At 71.4% G+C, this 16581-nt stretch carries 19 protein-coding genes; 14 read left to right on the top strand and 5 right to left on the bottom strand.

Annotated features, from left to right (window positions below):
* Positions 1–125 precede the first annotated feature (125 nt).
* The 5 genes from ADK67_RS01260 to ADK67_RS01240 all read left to right on the top strand — a co-directional run bounded on the left by ADK67_RS01260 (position 126) and on the right by ADK67_RS01240 (position 4110).
* Entirely contained in the window at positions 126–908 is a 783-nt protein-coding gene (locus tag ADK67_RS01260) for a hypothetical protein (RefSeq protein WP_053714459.1), read from the top strand.
* On the top strand, positions 905–1795 hold the full coding sequence (locus tag ADK67_RS01255; protein WP_231647963.1) for a copper resistance D family protein: 891 nt from the start codon (positions 905–907) through the stop codon (positions 1793–1795). The genes ADK67_RS01260 and ADK67_RS01255 overlap by 4 nt, the downstream gene beginning before the upstream one ends.
* A 23-nt stretch (positions 1796–1818) precedes the next feature.
* Complete coding sequence (locus ADK67_RS01250; RefSeq protein ID WP_231647962.1) at positions 1819–2709, top strand: cupredoxin domain-containing protein; 891 nt, start codon at positions 1819–1821, stop codon at positions 2707–2709.
* A gap of 57 nt (positions 2710–2766) precedes the next feature.
* The gene (locus ADK67_RS01245; RefSeq protein ID WP_053714457.1) at positions 2767–3342 is read left to right on the top strand and encodes a cupredoxin domain-containing protein; all 576 of its coding nucleotides are present in this window, start codon (positions 2767–2769) and stop codon (positions 3340–3342) included.
* Positions 3343–3417: 75 nt separating this feature from the next.
* Complete coding sequence (locus tag ADK67_RS01240; RefSeq protein WP_053714456.1) at positions 3418–4110, top strand: hypothetical protein; 693 nt, start codon at positions 3418–3420, stop codon at positions 4108–4110.
* On the opposite strand, the gene ADK67_RS01235 is transcribed toward ADK67_RS01240, so the two are convergent.
* Both ADK67_RS01235 and ADK67_RS01230 read right to left on the bottom strand, forming a co-directional pair.
* Positions 4097–4282: a DUF397 domain-containing protein gene (locus ADK67_RS01235; RefSeq protein ID WP_053714455.1), complete on the bottom strand. Its 186-nt coding sequence runs from the start codon at positions 4280–4282 to the stop codon at positions 4097–4099. The two genes, ADK67_RS01240 and ADK67_RS01235, sit on opposite strands and share 14 nt — an antisense overlap.
* Positions 4279–5145 (bottom strand): helix-turn-helix domain-containing protein, encoded by an 867-nt coding sequence (locus ADK67_RS01230; RefSeq protein ID WP_053714454.1) that lies wholly within the window; start codon positions 5143–5145, stop codon positions 4279–4281. The genes ADK67_RS01235 and ADK67_RS01230 overlap by 4 nt, the downstream gene beginning before the upstream one ends.
* Before the next feature lie 101 nt (positions 5146–5246).
* On the opposite strand from ADK67_RS01230, the gene ADK67_RS01225 reads away from it, so the two are divergent.
* From ADK67_RS01225 to ADK67_RS01205, 5 genes are all read left to right on the top strand, one after another.
* Complete coding sequence (locus ADK67_RS01225) at positions 5247–5510, top strand: hypothetical protein (protein ID WP_053714453.1); 264 nt, start codon at positions 5247–5249, stop codon at positions 5508–5510.
* A gap of 7 nt (positions 5511–5517) precedes the next feature.
* Positions 5518–5988, top strand: coding sequence for a GNAT family N-acetyltransferase (locus ADK67_RS01220; RefSeq protein WP_053714452.1), 471 nt, complete (start codon positions 5518–5520; stop codon positions 5986–5988).
* On the top strand, positions 5985–7679 hold the full coding sequence (locus ADK67_RS48130) for a DUF2716 domain-containing protein (protein ID WP_231647961.1): 1695 nt from the start codon (positions 5985–5987) through the stop codon (positions 7677–7679). The genes ADK67_RS01220 and ADK67_RS48130 overlap by 4 nt, the downstream gene beginning before the upstream one ends.
* A 370-nt stretch (positions 7680–8049) precedes the next feature.
* Positions 8050–9861: a phosphoenolpyruvate carboxykinase (GTP) gene (locus ADK67_RS01210; protein ID WP_053714451.1), complete on the top strand. Its 1812-nt coding sequence runs from the start codon at positions 8050–8052 to the stop codon at positions 9859–9861.
* Between the two features lie 113 nt (positions 9862–9974).
* A complete protein-coding gene (locus tag ADK67_RS01205; protein WP_053714450.1) occupies positions 9975–10439 on the top strand; it encodes a hypothetical protein in 465 nt (154 codons plus the stop codon).
* A gap of 61 nt (positions 10440–10500) precedes the next feature.
* On the opposite strand, the gene ADK67_RS01200 is transcribed toward ADK67_RS01205, so the two are convergent.
* Complete coding sequence (locus ADK67_RS01200) at positions 10501–11331, bottom strand: septum formation family protein (protein WP_053714449.1); 831 nt, start codon at positions 11329–11331, stop codon at positions 10501–10503.
* A 4-nt stretch (positions 11332–11335) separates the two neighbouring features.
* Entirely contained in the window at positions 11336–12574 is a 1239-nt protein-coding gene (locus ADK67_RS01195) for a hypothetical protein (protein WP_063797462.1), read from the bottom strand.
* A gap of 194 nt (positions 12575–12768) precedes the next feature.
* Between ADK67_RS01195 and ADK67_RS01190 the strand changes: the two genes are divergently transcribed.
* From ADK67_RS01190 to ADK67_RS01175, 4 genes are read left to right on the top strand one after another with little or no spacing between them, the layout of a single operon-like run.
* Complete coding sequence (locus ADK67_RS01190) at positions 12769–13452, top strand: YbaB/EbfC family nucleoid-associated protein (protein WP_053714448.1); 684 nt, start codon at positions 12769–12771, stop codon at positions 13450–13452.
* A gap of 7 nt (positions 13453–13459) precedes the next feature.
* Entirely contained in the window at positions 13460–13780 is a 321-nt protein-coding gene (locus ADK67_RS01185; protein ID WP_053714447.1) for a type VII secretion target, read from the top strand.
* A 17-nt stretch (positions 13781–13797) separates the two neighbouring features.
* The gene (locus tag ADK67_RS01180) at positions 13798–14919 is read left to right on the top strand and encodes a hypothetical protein (protein ID WP_053714446.1); all 1122 of its coding nucleotides are present in this window, start codon (positions 13798–13800) and stop codon (positions 14917–14919) included.
* Positions 14919–15734, top strand: a complete 816-nt coding sequence (locus ADK67_RS01175; RefSeq protein ID WP_053714445.1) for a hypothetical protein — start codon at positions 14919–14921, stop codon at positions 15732–15734. The genes ADK67_RS01180 and ADK67_RS01175 overlap by 1 nt, the downstream gene beginning before the upstream one ends.
* 3 nt (positions 15735–15737) lie before the next feature.
* Here the strand turns inward: ADK67_RS01175 and ADK67_RS01170 are convergent, their stop codons facing one another.
* Positions 15738–16511 carry a LamB/YcsF family protein gene (locus tag ADK67_RS01170; RefSeq protein ID WP_053714444.1) on the bottom strand — a complete coding sequence of 258 codons (774 nt, stop codon included), beginning with the start codon at positions 16509–16511 and terminating at the stop codon, positions 15738–15740.
* Positions 16512–16581 lie beyond the last annotated feature (70 nt).

Below are 16581 nucleotides of genomic sequence, written 5' to 3'. Positions count from 1 at the left end.
CTCCCTCCTTGTGGTGAATCTCGTGGCGGTCCACTTAACGGGTGCTTGACCATTACGACACGCCCGTTCACGTGCGACTGATTCGCTCATTCCGGGTTATTAACCGGACTCGGGGGCGAATCGCGATGAAGTTCAACAGGGACCAGGTGGTCGCGGCGAGCCTGGTCGGCACGGTGGTCGTCGTCCTGGGTTTCGCCTCCGGGCTGGGCCGCCCGCCGACCGTGGCGGCGGACCAGCAGTCGACCGCCCACCCGCCGCAGGACCACGTGACCGGCACGGCCGACCCGGCCGACCCACCACCCGCCGTCCACGTCGGACAGCCGCAGCGGCACCAGGGCACCGCCGTGCCGCCGGTCCACCCCGACCCGACCCACCCCAACCCCGTCCACCCAGAGCCGAACCACCCGGACCCCACCACGCCGCCGACGACACCGCCGATCACCAAGCCGCCGACCCAGCCGCCGTGCGACGTGGACGCGATCAGCGCCCTGCTGGCCGGGCTCGGCGCGCTGGTCGACGGCCTGCCGCTGGTGTCCGACCTGACCGGCGCGCTGCCGCTGCTCATCGACACCGCCGCGCTCACCGACACCGGCGCGCTCGGCGCCCTGACCGGCACCCTCGGGTCACTCGGCGGCCTGCTCGGGGGTGCCACGCCGACGCCGCTCACCGGTCCGCTCGCCGGTGTTCTCCCCACCGGCGCGCCGGGCGGCCTCCAGCCCGGCACGGCCGTGGGCGGCGTCGGCGGCCTGCCCGATCTCGCCGGTGTGGTCGGCACGGCCACGTCGACCGGCGCGCTGCCGATCTCCGGCACCAACAACGCGCAGCTCAACGGCCTGCTCGGCGACCGGTGCGGCCTCCTCGTCCAGCCGGGCGACGGTCGGGTCGTCGGCTTGCTGAGCACGCCGTGAGCCTCGCGCTGGCGGCGGGCGACGCCGCGAAGTCCTGGTTCACCCTGGCCCGGGTCGTCGACTACACCGGCACCGTCCTGTTCTTCGGCGGCGCGGCGTTCCTGGCGTTCCTCTGGCCGGCCGGCGCGAACGAGCGCCGCCCGGCCCGCCTGCTCCTCGCGGCCTGGCTGCTCGGCCTGCTCGGCACCGTCGCCGGCCTGCTCCTGGAGGCCGCGTGGATCGGCCAGGTCGCGCCGGCGGACGTCGACCTGGCCGTCGTGCTCCCCGTCCTGGACATCCCGTTCGGGCGGGCGTGGGTGGCCCGCGGCCTGCTGTGGGTGCTGGCGGGCGTCGTGCTCGCCGACCTGCTGCGCCGCGGCGAACGCGCCGTGACGTCGTTGCCGTGGCGGGTCGGCGCGGGCGCGGTCGCGTTCGGGGTGCTGCGGACCAGCGGCATGACCGGTCACGCCCCCGACCTCGGCTGGTGGGCGCAGGTGGCCGTGCTGGTGCACCTCGCGGCGATCTGCCTGTGGGTCGGCGGACTGGCGCTGCTGCTGCTCGGCGTGCTGCCGCGCCGGGACCTCGCCACCCTCGCCGAGGTCGTGCCGCGCTACTCGAAGCTGGCCCTCGGCTCGGTGTCCGCGCTGGTCGTGGCCGGTGGCGTGCTGGCGTGGCGGCTCAACGGCCTCACCCTCGACACCGACTACGCCCGGATCCTGGCGATCAAGCTCGGCCTGTTCGGCGTGCTGCTCGCCGCGGGTCTGGTCAGCAAGAGGTGGGTCGACCGCCGCCTCGCCACCGCAACCTCCGCCGCACCGTTCGCCCGCTCGGTCGCCCTGGAGACCGTGCTCGCGATCGCCGTGATCGGCGCGGCGGGCTTTCTCGTCACCGCCAGCCCAGGCCGGTGAACCGAATGAAGAAGGAGTCCACAGTGGACAGCACGGAACCACGGCGTGGCGGCCGGTTCGCCCTCGTCCTGGCCGCCCTCGGCATAGCCGGAGCGGTGTTCAGCCTGGCCGCCGTCGGCACGTCGGCGCCGAGCACCACCCCCGCCGCCCAGGTCGACCTCGCCGCCCAGGCGGGCCACCACGCAGCCGCGGCGGCACCGCAAGCCGCCGCCCCGGCCGCCGCGTCCGCCAAGTCGGTGACGATCTCCGGCTACGCCTACAGCCCGGCGGCGCTCACCGTCGCCGTCGGCGACACCGTGACCTGGACCAACCAGGACACCGCGCCGCACAACGTGGTGGTCACCTCCGGCCCGGAGAAGTTCACCTCGCCCACCCTGCAGAAGGGCCAGTCCTACACGTTCACGTTCACCAAGGCGGGCAGCTACCAGTACTACTGCTCGGTGCACCCGGACATGAAGGCCTCGGTCACCGTCGCCGGCGGCACGACCACGACCACCGCGCCGCCCACCACCGGCCACCCCACGACCCACCCGACCACGACGACCACGGCTCCGCCCACGGGCCAGCCGCCGACGTCGTGCGTCCCGAAGGAGACCCTGGAGCCGTTCATCGCGCACCTGAAGGCGGCCCACCTGGAGAGGTCGCCGTTGGAGCAGGTGACCGACGCGCTGGCGTTCGACCAGTACGTCAAGTCGCACACCGTGCTGCTGGGCCAGATGCTCGACCCGGCGCTCAACAGCGCGCTCAGCGGTGAGGTGCTCGCGCCGCTCCTCGCCCACATCAAGGCGGCGCACCTGGAGACGTCGCCGTTGCAGCAGGTCGACGACGCGTTGGCGTTCGACCAGTACATCAAGTCCCACACCGTGATGTTGGAGCAGATGCTCGACCCGGTGTTCGCGCAAGCGACCTGCTGATCAGCCGGCGACCCGGTCGACGACGCCCGGGTCGCCCCGCTCCTGGGAGACCACCTCATGCGCGCCCTGCTCGCCGCCGTTTTCCTGCTGTTCCTGTCGGCTCCTGCGGAAGTCGCCGTTGCCGCCGCACAAGGCCACCAGATCCCCATCGCCCAGTACGCCTACCAGCCCGGTGAGATGACGGTGCGCGTCGGCGAGACGGTGACCTGGACCAACCAGGACCAGGCGCCGCACGACGTGGTCACGACGGCCGGGCCCGCCGTGCTCCGGTCGCCGCTGCTGGCGCAGGGGCAGTCGTGGAGCTTCACGTTCACCGTGCCCGGCGTCTACGACTACTACTGCTCGGTGCACCCCGACATGCGTGCGCGCGTCACCGTGCTGCCGGACGAGACTCCACCGGCGGCGGCCCAGCCGGAGACCACCCAGCAGCCCGTGGTCGAACCACCACCCGCCGCGATCCCCCCAGCTCACACGGCTGCGCCGACCACCACGACCGCGGCGACGCCCCAGGTGGTGGCCGCCGCGCCACCGCCGCCGAACGGCTTGGACCCGATGCTCCTGCTGGCCGGCCTGGTGGCGGCGGTGACGACGTTCTGCCTGCTCCTGCTCGGTTCCCGGCCCGAGAGGGAGTGATGACGCTTCCGCAGCGGAACCGAACAGGCATAACGTGAGTCCTACCCGTACAGGACGCAGGAGGGTGGGACACCGGTGTACATCGACGAGACAGGCGCGGCCGACGGCGAGCTGAAGGTCACCGTCGGCGACGAGGAGTACACCGCCGAGGCGACCTACGACCTCGACCAGGACGGTGTCGAGGAGAGCGCGGTCGTGGAGACCGACGACGGCGGGCACCTCGCGTTCAGCGACACCGACGGCGACGGCGACGCCGACCTGATGAGCTCGTTCGACGCGGACGGCGAACTCACCGGCCAGGCCGCGTTCGACGAGGACTCCGGCGAGTGGGTCGCCGTCGAGCCGTCGGACGACCGGACCGAGCAGACCAACACGAACGCCGGCAAGGCGATCGTCGTCGACATGGAGGGCGGCGAGGACCAGAACGTCGGGCCCGCCACCGAGGACACGGACGGCGACGGCCGCGCCGACACCGCGGTGGTCAAGGACGAGGACGGCGACACCTGGCTCTTCACCGACGCCGACGGCGACGGCAGCGCCGACCTGGCCACCGAGATCACCCAGGACGGCGAGGTCACGGTGTCCCGGCACACCGGCGACGAGGAGTGGACCGAGGTCGAGCACGGCCGCATCGGCGAGGACGGCAAGTACACGCCGGACAGCGACGAGGTGTGGTCGGACGGCTCGGGCGACTCGGGCGAGAAGGTCACGGTGTCGGGCGTGGTCCGCATCGACTCCGTCACCGGCCAGTGGATCAGCCCGAACTGACCTGCGCGAGGAATGCCTTCCACCCACGGGCCGCGAACACCAACCGCGGCCCGTCGGCGTTCTTCGAGTCCCGCACGCCCACGGCGGCCTCGGTCAGCCTCACCTCGACACAGGCATTGCTACCGCCGGAGCTGCGGCTGCTCTTGATCCACCCCGTGTCGCGCGCGGTCACGTGCCCTCCTTGATCCGCCCGATCAACAGCGCTCGGGTGTCCGCCCGGCTCAGCGCCAACTCCTTGACCCGGGCGAAGATCCGCTGCATCGGCTCGACGTCTTCAGGTTGATCGTAGTAGGGCGCGGGGCCGTGCAGGCTGGTCGCGAAGCCGACAGGTGTGGAGTGGGCGAAGTCCAGCACCACCAGGCCACCGCCCAGCGCCGGGTTGTCCGCCGTGCCCGCCGGCACCACGCCGATGTCGAGGTCGGGGTAGCTCTCCAGCAACTGGAGCAGGTGCAGCACCTGGCCGCGCATCACCGACTCGTCGCCGATCACGTGGTCCAGCGAGTCCTCGGTGAAGACGATCTCGATCCGCTTGGCCGCCCCGGTCTCGAACACCCGGCGCTGGTGGTCGAGCCGGAAGGCGGTGCGCTCGGCGGTCTCCGACTCCGAGTCTGTCCAGTAGATCGAGTTGGACAGCGCCATGATCGCCCGGACGTAGTCCTTCGACTGCACCAGACCCGGGATCACCCCGCACTCGTACCAGCGGACCCTGGTGGCCGCGGCCTGCAACTCCGCCAAGCGCTGGAAGGGTTCCGGCAGGTTGTCGACGTATCCCCGTCGGGGTGCCCGCCGCCGGGCTGCCGCGCCGAGCGCGAGGATCGTCTCGCGCTCCCGACCGTGAGCGCCGTAGAAGTCGAGGAGCTTGGTCAACTCGTCGACCCCGAGCCCGCCTTTGCCGTTCTCGACCTGGCTGATCCGGCCTGGCGTGCGCCCGATCACCGCTCCGGCCTCGCCCTGCGACTTCTTCGCCTGGGTGCGCAGCCGGGTGAGGGCGAGCCCGAGTTGAAGGCGCTCGATGGTCTGCCGCGCCAGCGCCATGTGTCCACTCCATCGGGTTATCGCTAACGGGCTATCTAAACCCTAATCTATAGGGGTTACTCGGCGTGTCCGAGGACATACAACCAGCTAGGAGGAGAAGCGTGGCGCAGAGGGTGATCCGCAAGGAGCGTGAGCGGCGGGAGTGGCTGCTCCGGTGCCAGACCGACCGGGGCGAGGCTGCCGTGTGCACGATCAACGTCAACAACGGGGTGCTCGAACTGCTCGGCCCGGACGACAAGTTCTGCTTCCAACTGGAGGACACCTCGATCGCGGACTTCCGGGCGGCGTTCGACGCGGCCATCGCCCGCGCCGAGGCGGACCTGACCGCGAATTCGAGTGCGGAGGTCGTGCGCCTGTCGCGATGATGGCCGCATGGTCATCCGCCCGCTGACGGCCGACGACATCGGCACCGTCGTGGAGTTCTCGCTGCGCGCGTGGGCTCCGGTGTTCGACTCGTTCCGCGCCGCCCTGGGCGTTCCGATCTACACCGCGCTGTTCCCGGACTGGGAGTCGACGCAGGCCCGAGCCGTCGAGGACGTCTGCCGGGACGACGCGACAGCCGTGTGGGTGGCCGACCAGCAGGACCGCGCCGTGGGTTTCGTCGCGATCCGGTTGGAAGACGGCGAGATCCACATGCTGGCCGTCGACCCCGACCACCAGCGGCAGGGCATCGGCTCCAGCCTCACGTCCTTCGCGGTCGAGCGCCTCCGCGAAGCGGGCGTCACCCTGGCCGTCGTCGGCACGGGCGGCGATCCCGGCCACGCCCCGGCGCGCCGCACCTACGAACGCGCGGGCTTCACCGCGTTCCCCCAGGTCCAGTACTACAAACGGCTCGACGGGTGACCGGGCGCGAGCAGTTCCGGGCTCCGGACGGCACCCTCCTCACCTACCGCGACTTCGGCGACGGCCGTCCGCTCGTCCTGTTCGCCGGAGACTCGGACGACACGGCCGATCTGTGGCTTCCGCACGTCGAGCCCCTGGTCGCCCGTGGTCACCGGGTGATCCTGGTCGACCTGCCGGACTTGGTGCCGACCGCCGCCGGGCTCGCCCTGCTCGACCACCTGGCCACCACTGACTACGACCTCGGCGGTCACGGCGTCGGGGCGCTGCTCGTGGTGCGGATGGTCTTCGCCGGCGCGACGCCACACCGCGTGATCGTGGCCGGCCTGACCCCTGACGCCGCGTCCCGGGAAGGACTCGGCCGGGTCCGCGCGTCGACGCTCGTCCTCACGACCCCCGGCCCGGACGGCCCGGTGGCCGGCGGTCTGAACCTCACCGTGCCGGACTTCGCCTCACCTCAGGTCGTCGCCGCGATCAACGGCTTCTTCGACGCCAACCCCGTGCGCCCCCGCCCACCGCGGCGCAAGACCCGACCCGCCGACGACGCGTGGCCGCGCCGACCGTGGAGCACGCCGATCGGCGCGGTGGTCGAGCACGACGGTCCGGTCACCCGCGTCCACCACGGCGCGCACGGCACGGTCGAACACCCCGACCTGGCCGGAGTCGACCTCGCCGACCTCGTCGAACGCCAGCTGCGCCACTTCGCCGAACGCGGTGAGCCGGTCGAGTGGAAGACCTACGCGCACGAAGCGCCCGACCTCCCCGCGCACCTGCTCGCGGCCGGCTTCACGCCGGGCTGGGAGCGTTCCGTCCTGGTCGCGGACGAGATCACCGCGCCGCCGAGCGGTGACGTGCGTGAACTCCGAGACGAGGACCTGCCGGAGGTGCGACGGCTGGCGCGGGGCCACCACCGCACGCCGTTCGCCGACCTCGAGGCCGACGGCCCGGCCCGGCTCTACGACGCGAACGTCCAGGTCGTGCTCGAACGCGGCCGTGTCGTGGGCGCGGGGTGGGCGGAGCCCGCAGGTGGTGGCGCCGTGGTGATCGGTGGTCTCACCGGCCAGTGGCCGCAGGTGTTGGCGGCGTGGCGGCAGTGGGCCGAGCCGGAGTCGACGTTCTTCGCCGAAGCGGACGGCGAGCTGCGTGCCGTGTTGCTGGGCGCGGGCTTCCGCGAGGTCGCCACCGCCCGCTCCTACCACTGGACGCCGCCGCGCCCGGCCGCCGCGACGCGTCCGGTCGTCCCGCTGTTCGATCAGGCGGAGTACGACGAGGTCTGGCGCCGGGTCTACCGGCGGCTCGACTTCCGGCCGAGCACGAGCGCCTTCCCCGGCATCGCGGAACCACCCGGATCGGTGACCTGGCACCTGAACGTCGGGGAAGACGGCGTGGACGGACTGCAGAGCGTGATCATCGCTGGGCTGCGGGAGGGCGTGGGCGAGGAGCTGTACTGGCTCGACTGGCAGCACGTCGGCTACCGGTTCGACCCCGACCGGGTCGGCCGGCCGGGGCAACCGCGGTGGCCCGGCCACGTGTACCCGGACGGTGACTACTTCCTGTACGTCACCCGCGATCTGCGCCTCGGCACGTTCGGGCACCCCTGGGAACACACGCTGTGCGTGTTCGGTGAATCCCTTGTGGCACAAGTGGAACAGCCGTTGATCGCGTTGCTCGGCCGGCCCGTCCGCCGTTCCTGAAACGTTCGAGAAATCCGGGCATTTCGGAGCAGCAATTCTTGCGCCCGGCCGTGAGAGCGCTCTCGCAGCGTTACTGTTCAGCCACCTGAACGTGTGGCGATCGACGCACCGGATCGCCCTTGCATTCCGCCGACTAAAGCCCAGGTCACAGCCGGATTTGTGGTGATCGGGTGCTGAATCGATTCCAGAATCGGTTTTGTGAGCCAGCCGACAGGTCAGATGTGCGTTACCCGGGATTAACCCGGCTAACCTCCGTCTATCCCCTTAAACGGCACGCCCTCCACCGGGCGGGCGGAGCCATTCCCGAGGACGTCCCACCAGGACAACGGCGTCCACCGTGGGCTGGCGCTCAGCTAGGAGACGAGACGAGATGACGGCAGTGACCATTCCCGGTCTCGACCACGCACCGACCAACCACGCGCGCCTGGTGTCCTGGGTGCGTGAGGTCGCAGAGCTGACCTGCCCCGATGAAGTGGTGTGGGCCGACGGCTCCCAGGAAGAGTGGGACCGGCTCACCGCCAAGCTCGTGGACGCGGGGACCTTCGTTCCGCTGAAGAAGAAACCCAACTCGTTCTGGGCGGCGTCGGATCCCACCGATGTGGCGCGGGTCGAGGAGCGCACCTTCATCTGTTCGGTCGACCCGCGGGACGCGGGCCCCACGAACAACTGGATGGACCCCGCCGAGATGAAGGCGACGATGACCGAGCTGTACCGCGGGTGCATGCGCGGTCGGACGATGTACGTGATCCCGTTCTGCATGGGGCCGCTCGACGCCGAGAAGCCGATGCTGGGCGTGGAGATCACGGACTCCGAGTACGTCGTCGTCTCGATGCACATCATGACCCGCATGGGCACGAAGGCGTTGGCGCGTTTCGGCGACGACGCCGACTTCGTCCAGGCGCTGCACTCGATCGGCGCGCCGTTGGAGCCGGGCCAGGCCGACGTCCCGTGGCCCTGCAACGAGACGAAGTACATCACGCAGTTCCCCGAAGAGCGGATGATCTGGTCGTTCGGCTCGGGGTACGGCGGCAACGCGTTGCTGGGCAAGAAGTGCTACTCGCTGCGCATCGCCTCGGTCATGGCGCGCGACGAGGGCTGGCTGGCCGAGCACATGCTGATCCTCAAGCTCACCTCGCCGGAGCAGAAGTCGTACTACATCGCGGCGGCGTTCCCCAGCGCCTGCGGCAAGACCAACCTCGCGATGCTGGAGCCGACCATCCCGGGCTGGAAGGTCGAGACCCTCGGCGACGACATCGCGTGGATGCGGTTCGGCGACGACGGCCGGCTGTACGCCGTCAACCCGGAGAACGGCTTCTTCGGCGTCGCGCCCGGCACCGACTACCACACCAACCCCAACGCGATGCGCACGATCGCGAAGGGCAACTCGCTGTTCACCAACGTCGCGCTGACCGACGACGGCGACGTGTGGTGGGAGGGCATGGGCGAGCCGCCCGCCCACCTGACCTCGTGGAAGAAGCAGGACTGGACGCCCGGCGGCGAGGAGCTGTCGTCGCACCCGAACTCCCGCTACTGCACGCCGATCGCCCAGTGCGACATCAAGGCGCCCGAGTGGGAGGACCCGAAGGGCGTGCCGATCTCCGCGATCTTCTTCGGCGGTCGCCGCGCCACCACGATCCCGCTGATCACCGAGTCGCGCGACTGGCAGCACGGCGTGTTCATGGGCGCCACCCTGTCCAGCGAGACGACCGCCGCGGCCGTCGGCAAGACCGGCGTCGTGCGGCGCGACCCGATGGCGATGCTGCCGTTCATCGGCTACCACGCCGGCGACTACTTCCAGCACTGGATCGACACCGGCAAGTCGGCCGACGCGGACAAGCTGCCGAAGATCTTCTACGTGAACTGGTTCCGCCGCGGCGACGACAAGCGGTTCCTGTGGCCCGGGTTCGGCGAGAACTCGCGCGTGCTGAAGTGGGCCGTCGAGCGCATCGAGGGCAAGGCCGCCGCGGTGGAGACGCCGATCGGGCACGTGCCGACCGCCGCCGAGCTGGACCTGGACGGGCTGGACGCGCCCCGTGCGGACGTCGAGGCCGCGCTCGAGTTCGACGCCGACGAGTGGCGTGCCGAGATCCCGATGATCGAGGAGTGGTTCGCCAAGATCGGCGAGAAGGTGCCGACCTCGCTGCGTGACGAGCTGGAAGCGCTGAAGTTCCGCCTCGGCTGAGCTTCTCCTCCCCGAGACCTCTCGGCGTGAGACCCGGTGGCCAACGGCGTCCACCGGGTCTCTTTTTGGTTGCTCCGGGTGATTTCGGGCTCGGCCGGAGGTACCAAGGAGGGGTGACCCAGCAGGACGATTTCCTGGGCGGACTGCACTACGACCGGCTGCCGGACGCGGAGGTGGGCCCGGCTCCGGGAGTCGTGCGGTATCACCCGGTCGGGGTGGCGGCCGAGCGGAAGCGCACGCGGGTGTCGGCGTGGTGGCACGTGGGCGGCTTCGTGCTCGGGGCCGTCGCGGCGGCGTTCGGGGCGTTCGCGTGGGGCTACGCGCTGGACCAGTTCGACGAGGTCCGGCTGCGCGGGCTGGTGGCCTTGGGACTCGCGGGACTGCTGGTGGGTCTGGTGTCGCTGGGGAAGCTGTCCCCAGCCGCGCCGCTGGCCGCCGGGCTGGCCGCGTTGACCGCCTCGGTGCTGTTCGAGTCGGGCGCCTACCCGTTCTTGCCGGTGCTCAGGCCGGTGTTCGAGAGCGGCGCGCCGGTTCTGGTCGGCGTGCTGCTGGTGGTGTTGTCCTGGCGGCGGCGCTAGTTGTCCACAGGGTGTGGATGGAACTGTGCACAGCCTGTGGGTCAGTCGCGATCCGCCTGGTTCAGGCGGGCAGCGCGTTCTTCCCCAGGCCCCACAGCCGGCCGGTGAACGGGCGCGTCGCCTCGGCGTAGCAGACCGCCGACGTGTAGCCCTCGGACCACGCCAGGCTGCCGAACGCCCGCCAGGACGCGAAGACGTCCTCCCGCTGCGCGCCGACGTAGTTCGTGACCGCCTTCGCGCAGTGCTCGGCCGCCTTGGCGTTCACTTGGTCGAGGGACGGCGTCGGCTCTTGGTGACTACCCAGCGCGAGCACGCCCGGCACGGCCTCGGCCTTGTGCGGCTGGTCGCAGGCGGTGATCCCGGGGTCCTTGGCCTCGCCCGGTGACGCGGTCGCGCACAACTGCACCGTGCCGAACCCGGCGGCCTTGAGGAGGTCCTTGGCGCTGGTCTTGCGCCGCACCCGCGTGCCGTCGGGCTTCAGCTCCACCACCGTGCACACGCGCCAGCGGTCGCCCTTCGCCCAGCCGTCCCGGCTCGGCCACAACGCGTGGGCCTGCAGCCGGGTGGCGTCGTGGTCGGGGCTGCCCAGGTACTTGGTGAGCGCGGCGCGGCAGGCGGGCAGGGCGGCACGGCGCAGGTCGCGGTCGTTCGGGTACTCGGCGCCGAGGCCGTCCACCAGGCCGACCTCGGTCACCTCGGCCTCGTGCTCGGTCTTGCAGTCGAGCACTGCGAGGCCGGTGTCCGTGCACTGGCCCGCCTTCGGCAGCTGGTCGGCGGTCGGCGTGAGGGAAGGCCGGACGACCTCGCCGTCCGGCACGCCCGGCACCTGCGCCGTGCAGGCGGCGAGCGACAGCGCGGCCAGTGCCACGACCGCCGCCCGCCAGCCCTTCACGTGGTCAGATTACTGACACCAGCGCGGTCACCTGGTCGGCGATGGCGCGGCGCTCCAGCTCGAACGCCGCGTCGGTGAGCGCGGTCGGGTCGGCGGGCTGGCCGAGGACCGGGATGTGCAGGTGGCCGCCCGCGGTGGTGGTGGCGCCCAGCCCCAGCCGCAGCCGGTTCGCCCGGTACATCGACTCGTTGGACAGGTAGTCGCCCCCGCTGCCCTCCGCCGCCTGCGCGCCGGGCGTCGGCTCGTCGGCGCGGCAGTCGGCCGTGCCCGTGCCGGGTGCGGGGACCGTCCCCAGCGGCCACTCGCAGAACGACCGGTTGTAGTAGACGGGGAACGGCGTGGTCCCCGCGGCGATCATGCGCTGGTGCGGCAGCGTGGTCTCGATGAACTCGTGCGCCGGCTGCGGCCACCCCACCGCGTCCGGCACCACACCGGGCACCGACACGTTGTTGTTGTCCGGGTACACGCCCCGGAACCGCCCGGCCCACCGCTCGACGTCGAACTGCCCGTCGCGGCCCTGGCTGATCGTGACCAGCGCATCGGCCCTGAGACCGAGCGCGGTGCCGTAGAACCGCTCCACGATCCCCTGGTCGAACGTGCCCCACAGCACCGGCAGCACGGCGGCCTCCACCACCACCGGCCCGGACGGCGTGCTGATCACCTTCCCGTCGAGCTGCAACGCCGACGCGCCGGCGGGGTTGCTCCGCCGCACGGACGTGCCGAAGAGCTGGAACGGGTCGAACCCGGTGACCGCGATCCGCCGCACACCGGCGCCGAACCGCACCTGCTCAACGCCCCGCGAGGTGCGGTCGAACGCGTCGACGAGCCTCGCCCGCCCGGCCGCGTCGAGCTGCCAGCCCTGGGGCTGCCACTGCCGCAGCGCCTTCGTCGCGAGCAGCCGTGCCCAGTACAGCGGCCGGTCGTCGTAGGAGTCCCAGGTCTGGGGCGACTGCGCCCGCTTCACCGCGGCCTGCCACAGCTGCGTCCCGGCGGCGACGGCGTGGTACATGACCTGCGCGTGGGAGATCGGCTCGCACAGCCGGGCGGTGAACCGGCTGACGTCGTCCTCGAAGCCGGCCAGCCGCACCAGCTCGGGCCCGACCTCCGGTCCGGTCGGGGTGAGCCGGTCGCCCAACCGCTGCTCTTCCACGGTGATGGGCGCGTTCGGGTCGAAGCACGGCGCGGGCTGCGCGTGCGCGACGCCGGGAAGGGAGAGGAGGGACAGACCGAGTGTGAGAGTCATCACTGCCTGGAATCGTCTGATCACGCCCGCGATGCTGCCCAACCACCACCGAGCCGAGGAACCCGCCGAACGGCCCGAGGGCCGAACGGAAGGTCTTTTCACCCGTTCGGGCACAAAGCGGGTCGACCACTTGCCACTATGAGTCCCGCTCACGGCGCGCGTGTCGCCCAGGTGAAACTCACGGAGGTCTTGTCGTGTCGGCCGAGTTCGACCAGCTCGTCGCCCAGTTCGAACAGTTCCAGTCCAAGCTGCACCGGGTCGACCAGCAGGTCGCGGGCATCGACGAGATGCAGCAGGAGCTGGCCGCGATGGAGGTGGTGGCCACCTCGCCCGACCGGGCCGTGACCGTCGTCGCGGGCCCGTCCGGGGCGATCAAGGACATCCGGCTGTCGGACATCGCGATGCGCCGACCGCCGCACGCGCTGGCCGGCGCGATCATGGCGACGCTGCGGCAGGCCGTCGCCGAGGCCGCACGTCGCCAGGCGGGCATCGTGGAGAACGCGCTCGGCGACGACATGCACCTCACCGACCAGGTGCTGGAGACGCAGGCCCAGCTGTTCGGCGTCTCGCCGCAGGAGCTGCGCGCCATGACCGAGCAGGCCGCGGCCGGCCAGAACCCGCCGCCCGTCGCCCCTCCCTACGCCGCCCCGCCGCCTCCCATGGCAGGTCCCGGCCCCAACCGGATGCCGCCGCCTCCGCCCGGTCCGGCCGCCCGCCCGGCCCCGCCGCGCAGGCAGGCTCCGCCCGAGGAACCGGACGACTTCTCGCAGCGCGGGTTCCTGCGCGACGACGCGCCGCCTCCGCCTCCGCCCCGCCCGGGGCCGGGGCAGAACCAGGACGGCCGTTTCCTGAACCTCTTCGACGACGAGGACCGGTGAGCACGCGATGAGTGGTTTCGACGTCAACCCCGAGGAGCTGCGGGCGTTCGCCGGCAAGCTCGACGGCCACCGCGGCACCGCCGCCGAGATCGCGGGACTCGTCGCCAAGGCGGACGTGGGCGACAAGTCGTGGGGCGTGGTCGGCCTGTTCGTCAAGGACGACTACACCCGGATGCTCGGCGACCTCAACGACCTGTTCCAGGCCTTGCAGGACGGCCTGCAGTCGGGCGCGGACAAGTTCAACGGCGCGGCGCAGGACTACGACGCGCAGGAAGAAGCCGTCAAGCAGTTGCTGAACGGCCTGCAAGTCCAGCTCGACAACCAGTAAGGGCGGGGGAATCCAAGATGGCTGAAGTGAAGACCGAGGCCGGCGGCGTCGAGATCACCGTCGGCGAGAAGGACACCAGCCAGAAGATGGCGGAGGCCGCCCCCTTCTACGGCAACTACCTCAAGATCAAGGAAGCGGCGGGCAAGGCGGAGGAGAAGGGCGGCGCCGAGGTCACCGGCCTGATGTCCGAGGGCTCCGCGCTGATCGGCTCGCTCGGCACGTCCGCGCTGGGCATCGCCACCGACCCGATCGGCTGGCTGGTCGGGCAGGGCCTGAACTTCCTGATCAGCGTCGTGCAGCCGCTGGAGGACGCGATCCACTTCGTCAGCGGCGACGGTCCCGCGCTGGCGCAGGCGGCGGAGAACTTCAGCGCCATCGGCGAGGGCGTGGCCAAGCTGCGCGAGCAGTTCGACCAGGACCTCCAGAGCTCGGTGACGGCCTGGGGCGGCCCCGCGTCGGAGGTGGCCGCCACGAAGTTGGGCGAGTTCGCCAACGGCATCGACGGCGTCGCCGGTCAGGCCGGTGAGCTGGCGCAGATGCTCCAGACGTCCAGCATGATCATGACGATTGTCGAGGACTTCATCAAGGCGATCCTCACCGAGCTGATCACCTGGCTGGTCATGATCTGGATCCCCGCGCTGGCGGCGGCCGTGCCGAGCTTCGGCGCGTCGACCGCGGCGGCCGGCGCCGCGACGGGCGTGCGGGTCGCCACCACCGGCAGCAAGGTGGCCCGGATCGTGGCCAAGCTGAAGCAGTTCCTGACCAAGATCCTCGACTTCCTGCGCAACCTGGCCAAGCGGGTCGGCAACGTGAAGACCGCCTTCCAGCGCTCGATGGCCAACAAGCACGCCGGCAGCCTCGCCGCCGACGCGCTCAAGGCGGGCGGGGACAAGTCGGCGCTGGTCAAGCTGTGGAGCAAGGACGGCATGCTCGGCGAACGGCTGCAGGACGGCTTCGGCAAGTCCATGGCGGGCGCGGTCACCGACGCGGCGGCGTCGCAGCTGGGCATCGGCACGGGCGCGAACGCGGGCATCGACAAGCCCCTGCGCAACCAGTCGGCCCAGGAGAAGGCGGACCAGTACGCCGGCATCGGGGAAGACCAGTCGAAGCAGCAGACCGAGGGGTACCTGGACATCTGATGAACGACACCCTGCTCAAGCTCTCGCCGCTGATAGCGATCATCGTCGCCGTGGTCGGCCTCGCGTACTGGTGGCGTTGGCGCAGTGACCGCAAGGAGGAGAGCTCGCACGCCGACGCGCTGGCCGCGCTCGCGGGCAGCCTCGGCGGTCGGGTCGCCGGCCCCGCCGAGGTCCGCGCCTGGTCCGCCGACCTCCTGCCGCCGATGAAGAGCTCGACCGAGGGCTTCGCCGGCCGGCTGGGCACGGTCCGGCCGCCCCGCTTCGAGACCGCGCTGGACTTCCGGCGCGGCAACTGGGCGGTGCGCGTCGGCGAGGCGTCGATGGAGAAGGCCAACTCGACCAGCTCGGCCACGGCCCACGAGCACCGGATCGAGGTGGCCACCGCGCCCGTGGCGCCGATGAAGATCGGCCGCCGGATCCTCGTCGACTTCCGGGGCAGGCCGCTGGCCCCGGATCGCGCGGGCGCCGCCGGCCCGGCCGCCGAGGCGCCGGTGACCGCGGTGCACGAGCAGCGGCAGTGGCTGCCCGCCGCCGTGCCGGAACCGGTGGCCCGGGAGTTCACCGTGTTCACCACCGACCCGTCCGCCGTGGCGCGGGCGTTCACCCCCCAGGCCGTCGAGTGGCTGCTGGGCCAAGCGGGCGCCAACCCGTTCGTGAGCGCGATGCCCCTCCTGCTGACCTTCGAGGCGGGACTCGTCTTCACCACCTCCCCGCAGCGCATCGACCCGGACCACGTCCTGGCCAAGGTCGACGCCATCCTCGGCCTCCTCGACCGGATGGGCATCGCCCCGGCCCACCCGCCCGTGACGGCCTGATGGTCACGCGCTGAGCCGGTCCAGCCCGCCCGAGAACGGTCCCAGCACCACACCCGCGTCGGTCAACGCCGACCGCACCGCCCGGGCGACCGCCACCGCGCCCGGGCTGTCGCCGTGCACGCAGATCGAGTCCACCGGCATCCGCAGCACCTGCCCGTCCACCGCACGCACCCGCCCCTCGGTCGCCAGCACCACGCACCGGGCCGCGATCGCACCCACGTCGTGCAGCACGGCGCCCGGCCGACGCCGGTCCACCAACGTCCCCGCCCCCGTGTACGCCCGGTCGGCGAAGGCCTCGTAGCGGACCGGCAGGCCGGCCACCTCCGCCCGCTTCAACCACACCGCGCCCGGCAGCCCGAGCACCGGCAGCGCCGGGTCGAACGCGCGCACCGCGTCCACCACCGCGTCGGCCTGCGCCTCGTGCGTGACCAGCGCGTTGTAGAGCGCGCCGTGCGGCTTGACGTACCCCACCCGCGTCCCCGCCGACCGGGCGCACGCGTCCAGCCCGCCCAACTGGTACAGCACCTCGGCGGTCAGGGTCTCGGGTGACACGTCGACGAAACGCCTGCCGAAGCCGTTCAGGTCCCGGTAGCCGACGTGCGCGCCCACCGCCACCCCGCGTGCCGCCGCCAGCTCGCACGTCCGCCGCATCGTCTCCGGATCGCCCGCGTGGAACCCGCAGGCGACGTTCGCGCTGGTCACCACGTCGAGCAGGGCCCGGTCGTCGCCCAGGGCCCAGCGGCCGAAGCCCTCACCCAGGTCCGCGTTGAGGTCCATGAACCCTCCCCTCACGTGTCATTCAATGTAGGGATTGTTCAACGATCCTTCAATACTCCATTTGATTTGT

Source organism: Saccharothrix sp. NRRL B-16348 (assembly GCF_001280085.1).
Lineage (GTDB): Bacteria > Actinomycetota > Actinomycetes > Mycobacteriales > Pseudonocardiaceae > Actinosynnema.
This window is presented reverse-complemented; position numbering and strand designations above follow the sequence as displayed.

Coding starts and splice junctions, on each gene's coding strand:
- ADK67_RS01175 (WP_053714445.1), top strand. CDS start 14,919: ATGAACGACACCCTGCTCAAGCTCTCGCCGCTGATAGCGATCATCGTC.
- ADK67_RS01170 (WP_053714444.1), bottom strand. CDS start 16,511: ATGGACCTCAACGCGGACCTGGGTGAGGGCTTCGGCCGCTGGGCCCTG.
- ADK67_RS01185 (WP_053714447.1), top strand. CDS start 13,460: ATGAGTGGTTTCGACGTCAACCCCGAGGAGCTGCGGGCGTTCGCCGGC.
- ADK67_RS01245 (WP_053714457.1), top strand. CDS start 2,767: ATGCGCGCCCTGCTCGCCGCCGTTTTCCTGCTGTTCCTGTCGGCTCCT.
- ADK67_RS01180 (WP_053714446.1), top strand. CDS start 13,798: ATGGCTGAAGTGAAGACCGAGGCCGGCGGCGTCGAGATCACCGTCGGC.
- ADK67_RS01195 (WP_063797462.1), bottom strand. CDS start 12,574: ATGACTCTCACACTCGGTCTGTCCCTCCTCTCCCTTCCCGGCGTCGCG.
- ADK67_RS01210 (WP_053714451.1), top strand. CDS start 8,050: ATGACGGCAGTGACCATTCCCGGTCTCGACCACGCACCGACCAACCAC.
- ADK67_RS01230 (WP_053714454.1), bottom strand. CDS start 5,145: ATGGCGCTGGCGCGGCAGACCATCGAGCGCCTTCAACTCGGGCTCGCC.
- ADK67_RS01220 (WP_053714452.1), top strand. CDS start 5,518: ATGGTCATCCGCCCGCTGACGGCCGACGACATCGGCACCGTCGTGGAG.
- ADK67_RS01260 (WP_053714459.1), top strand. CDS start 126: ATGAAGTTCAACAGGGACCAGGTGGTCGCGGCGAGCCTGGTCGGCACG.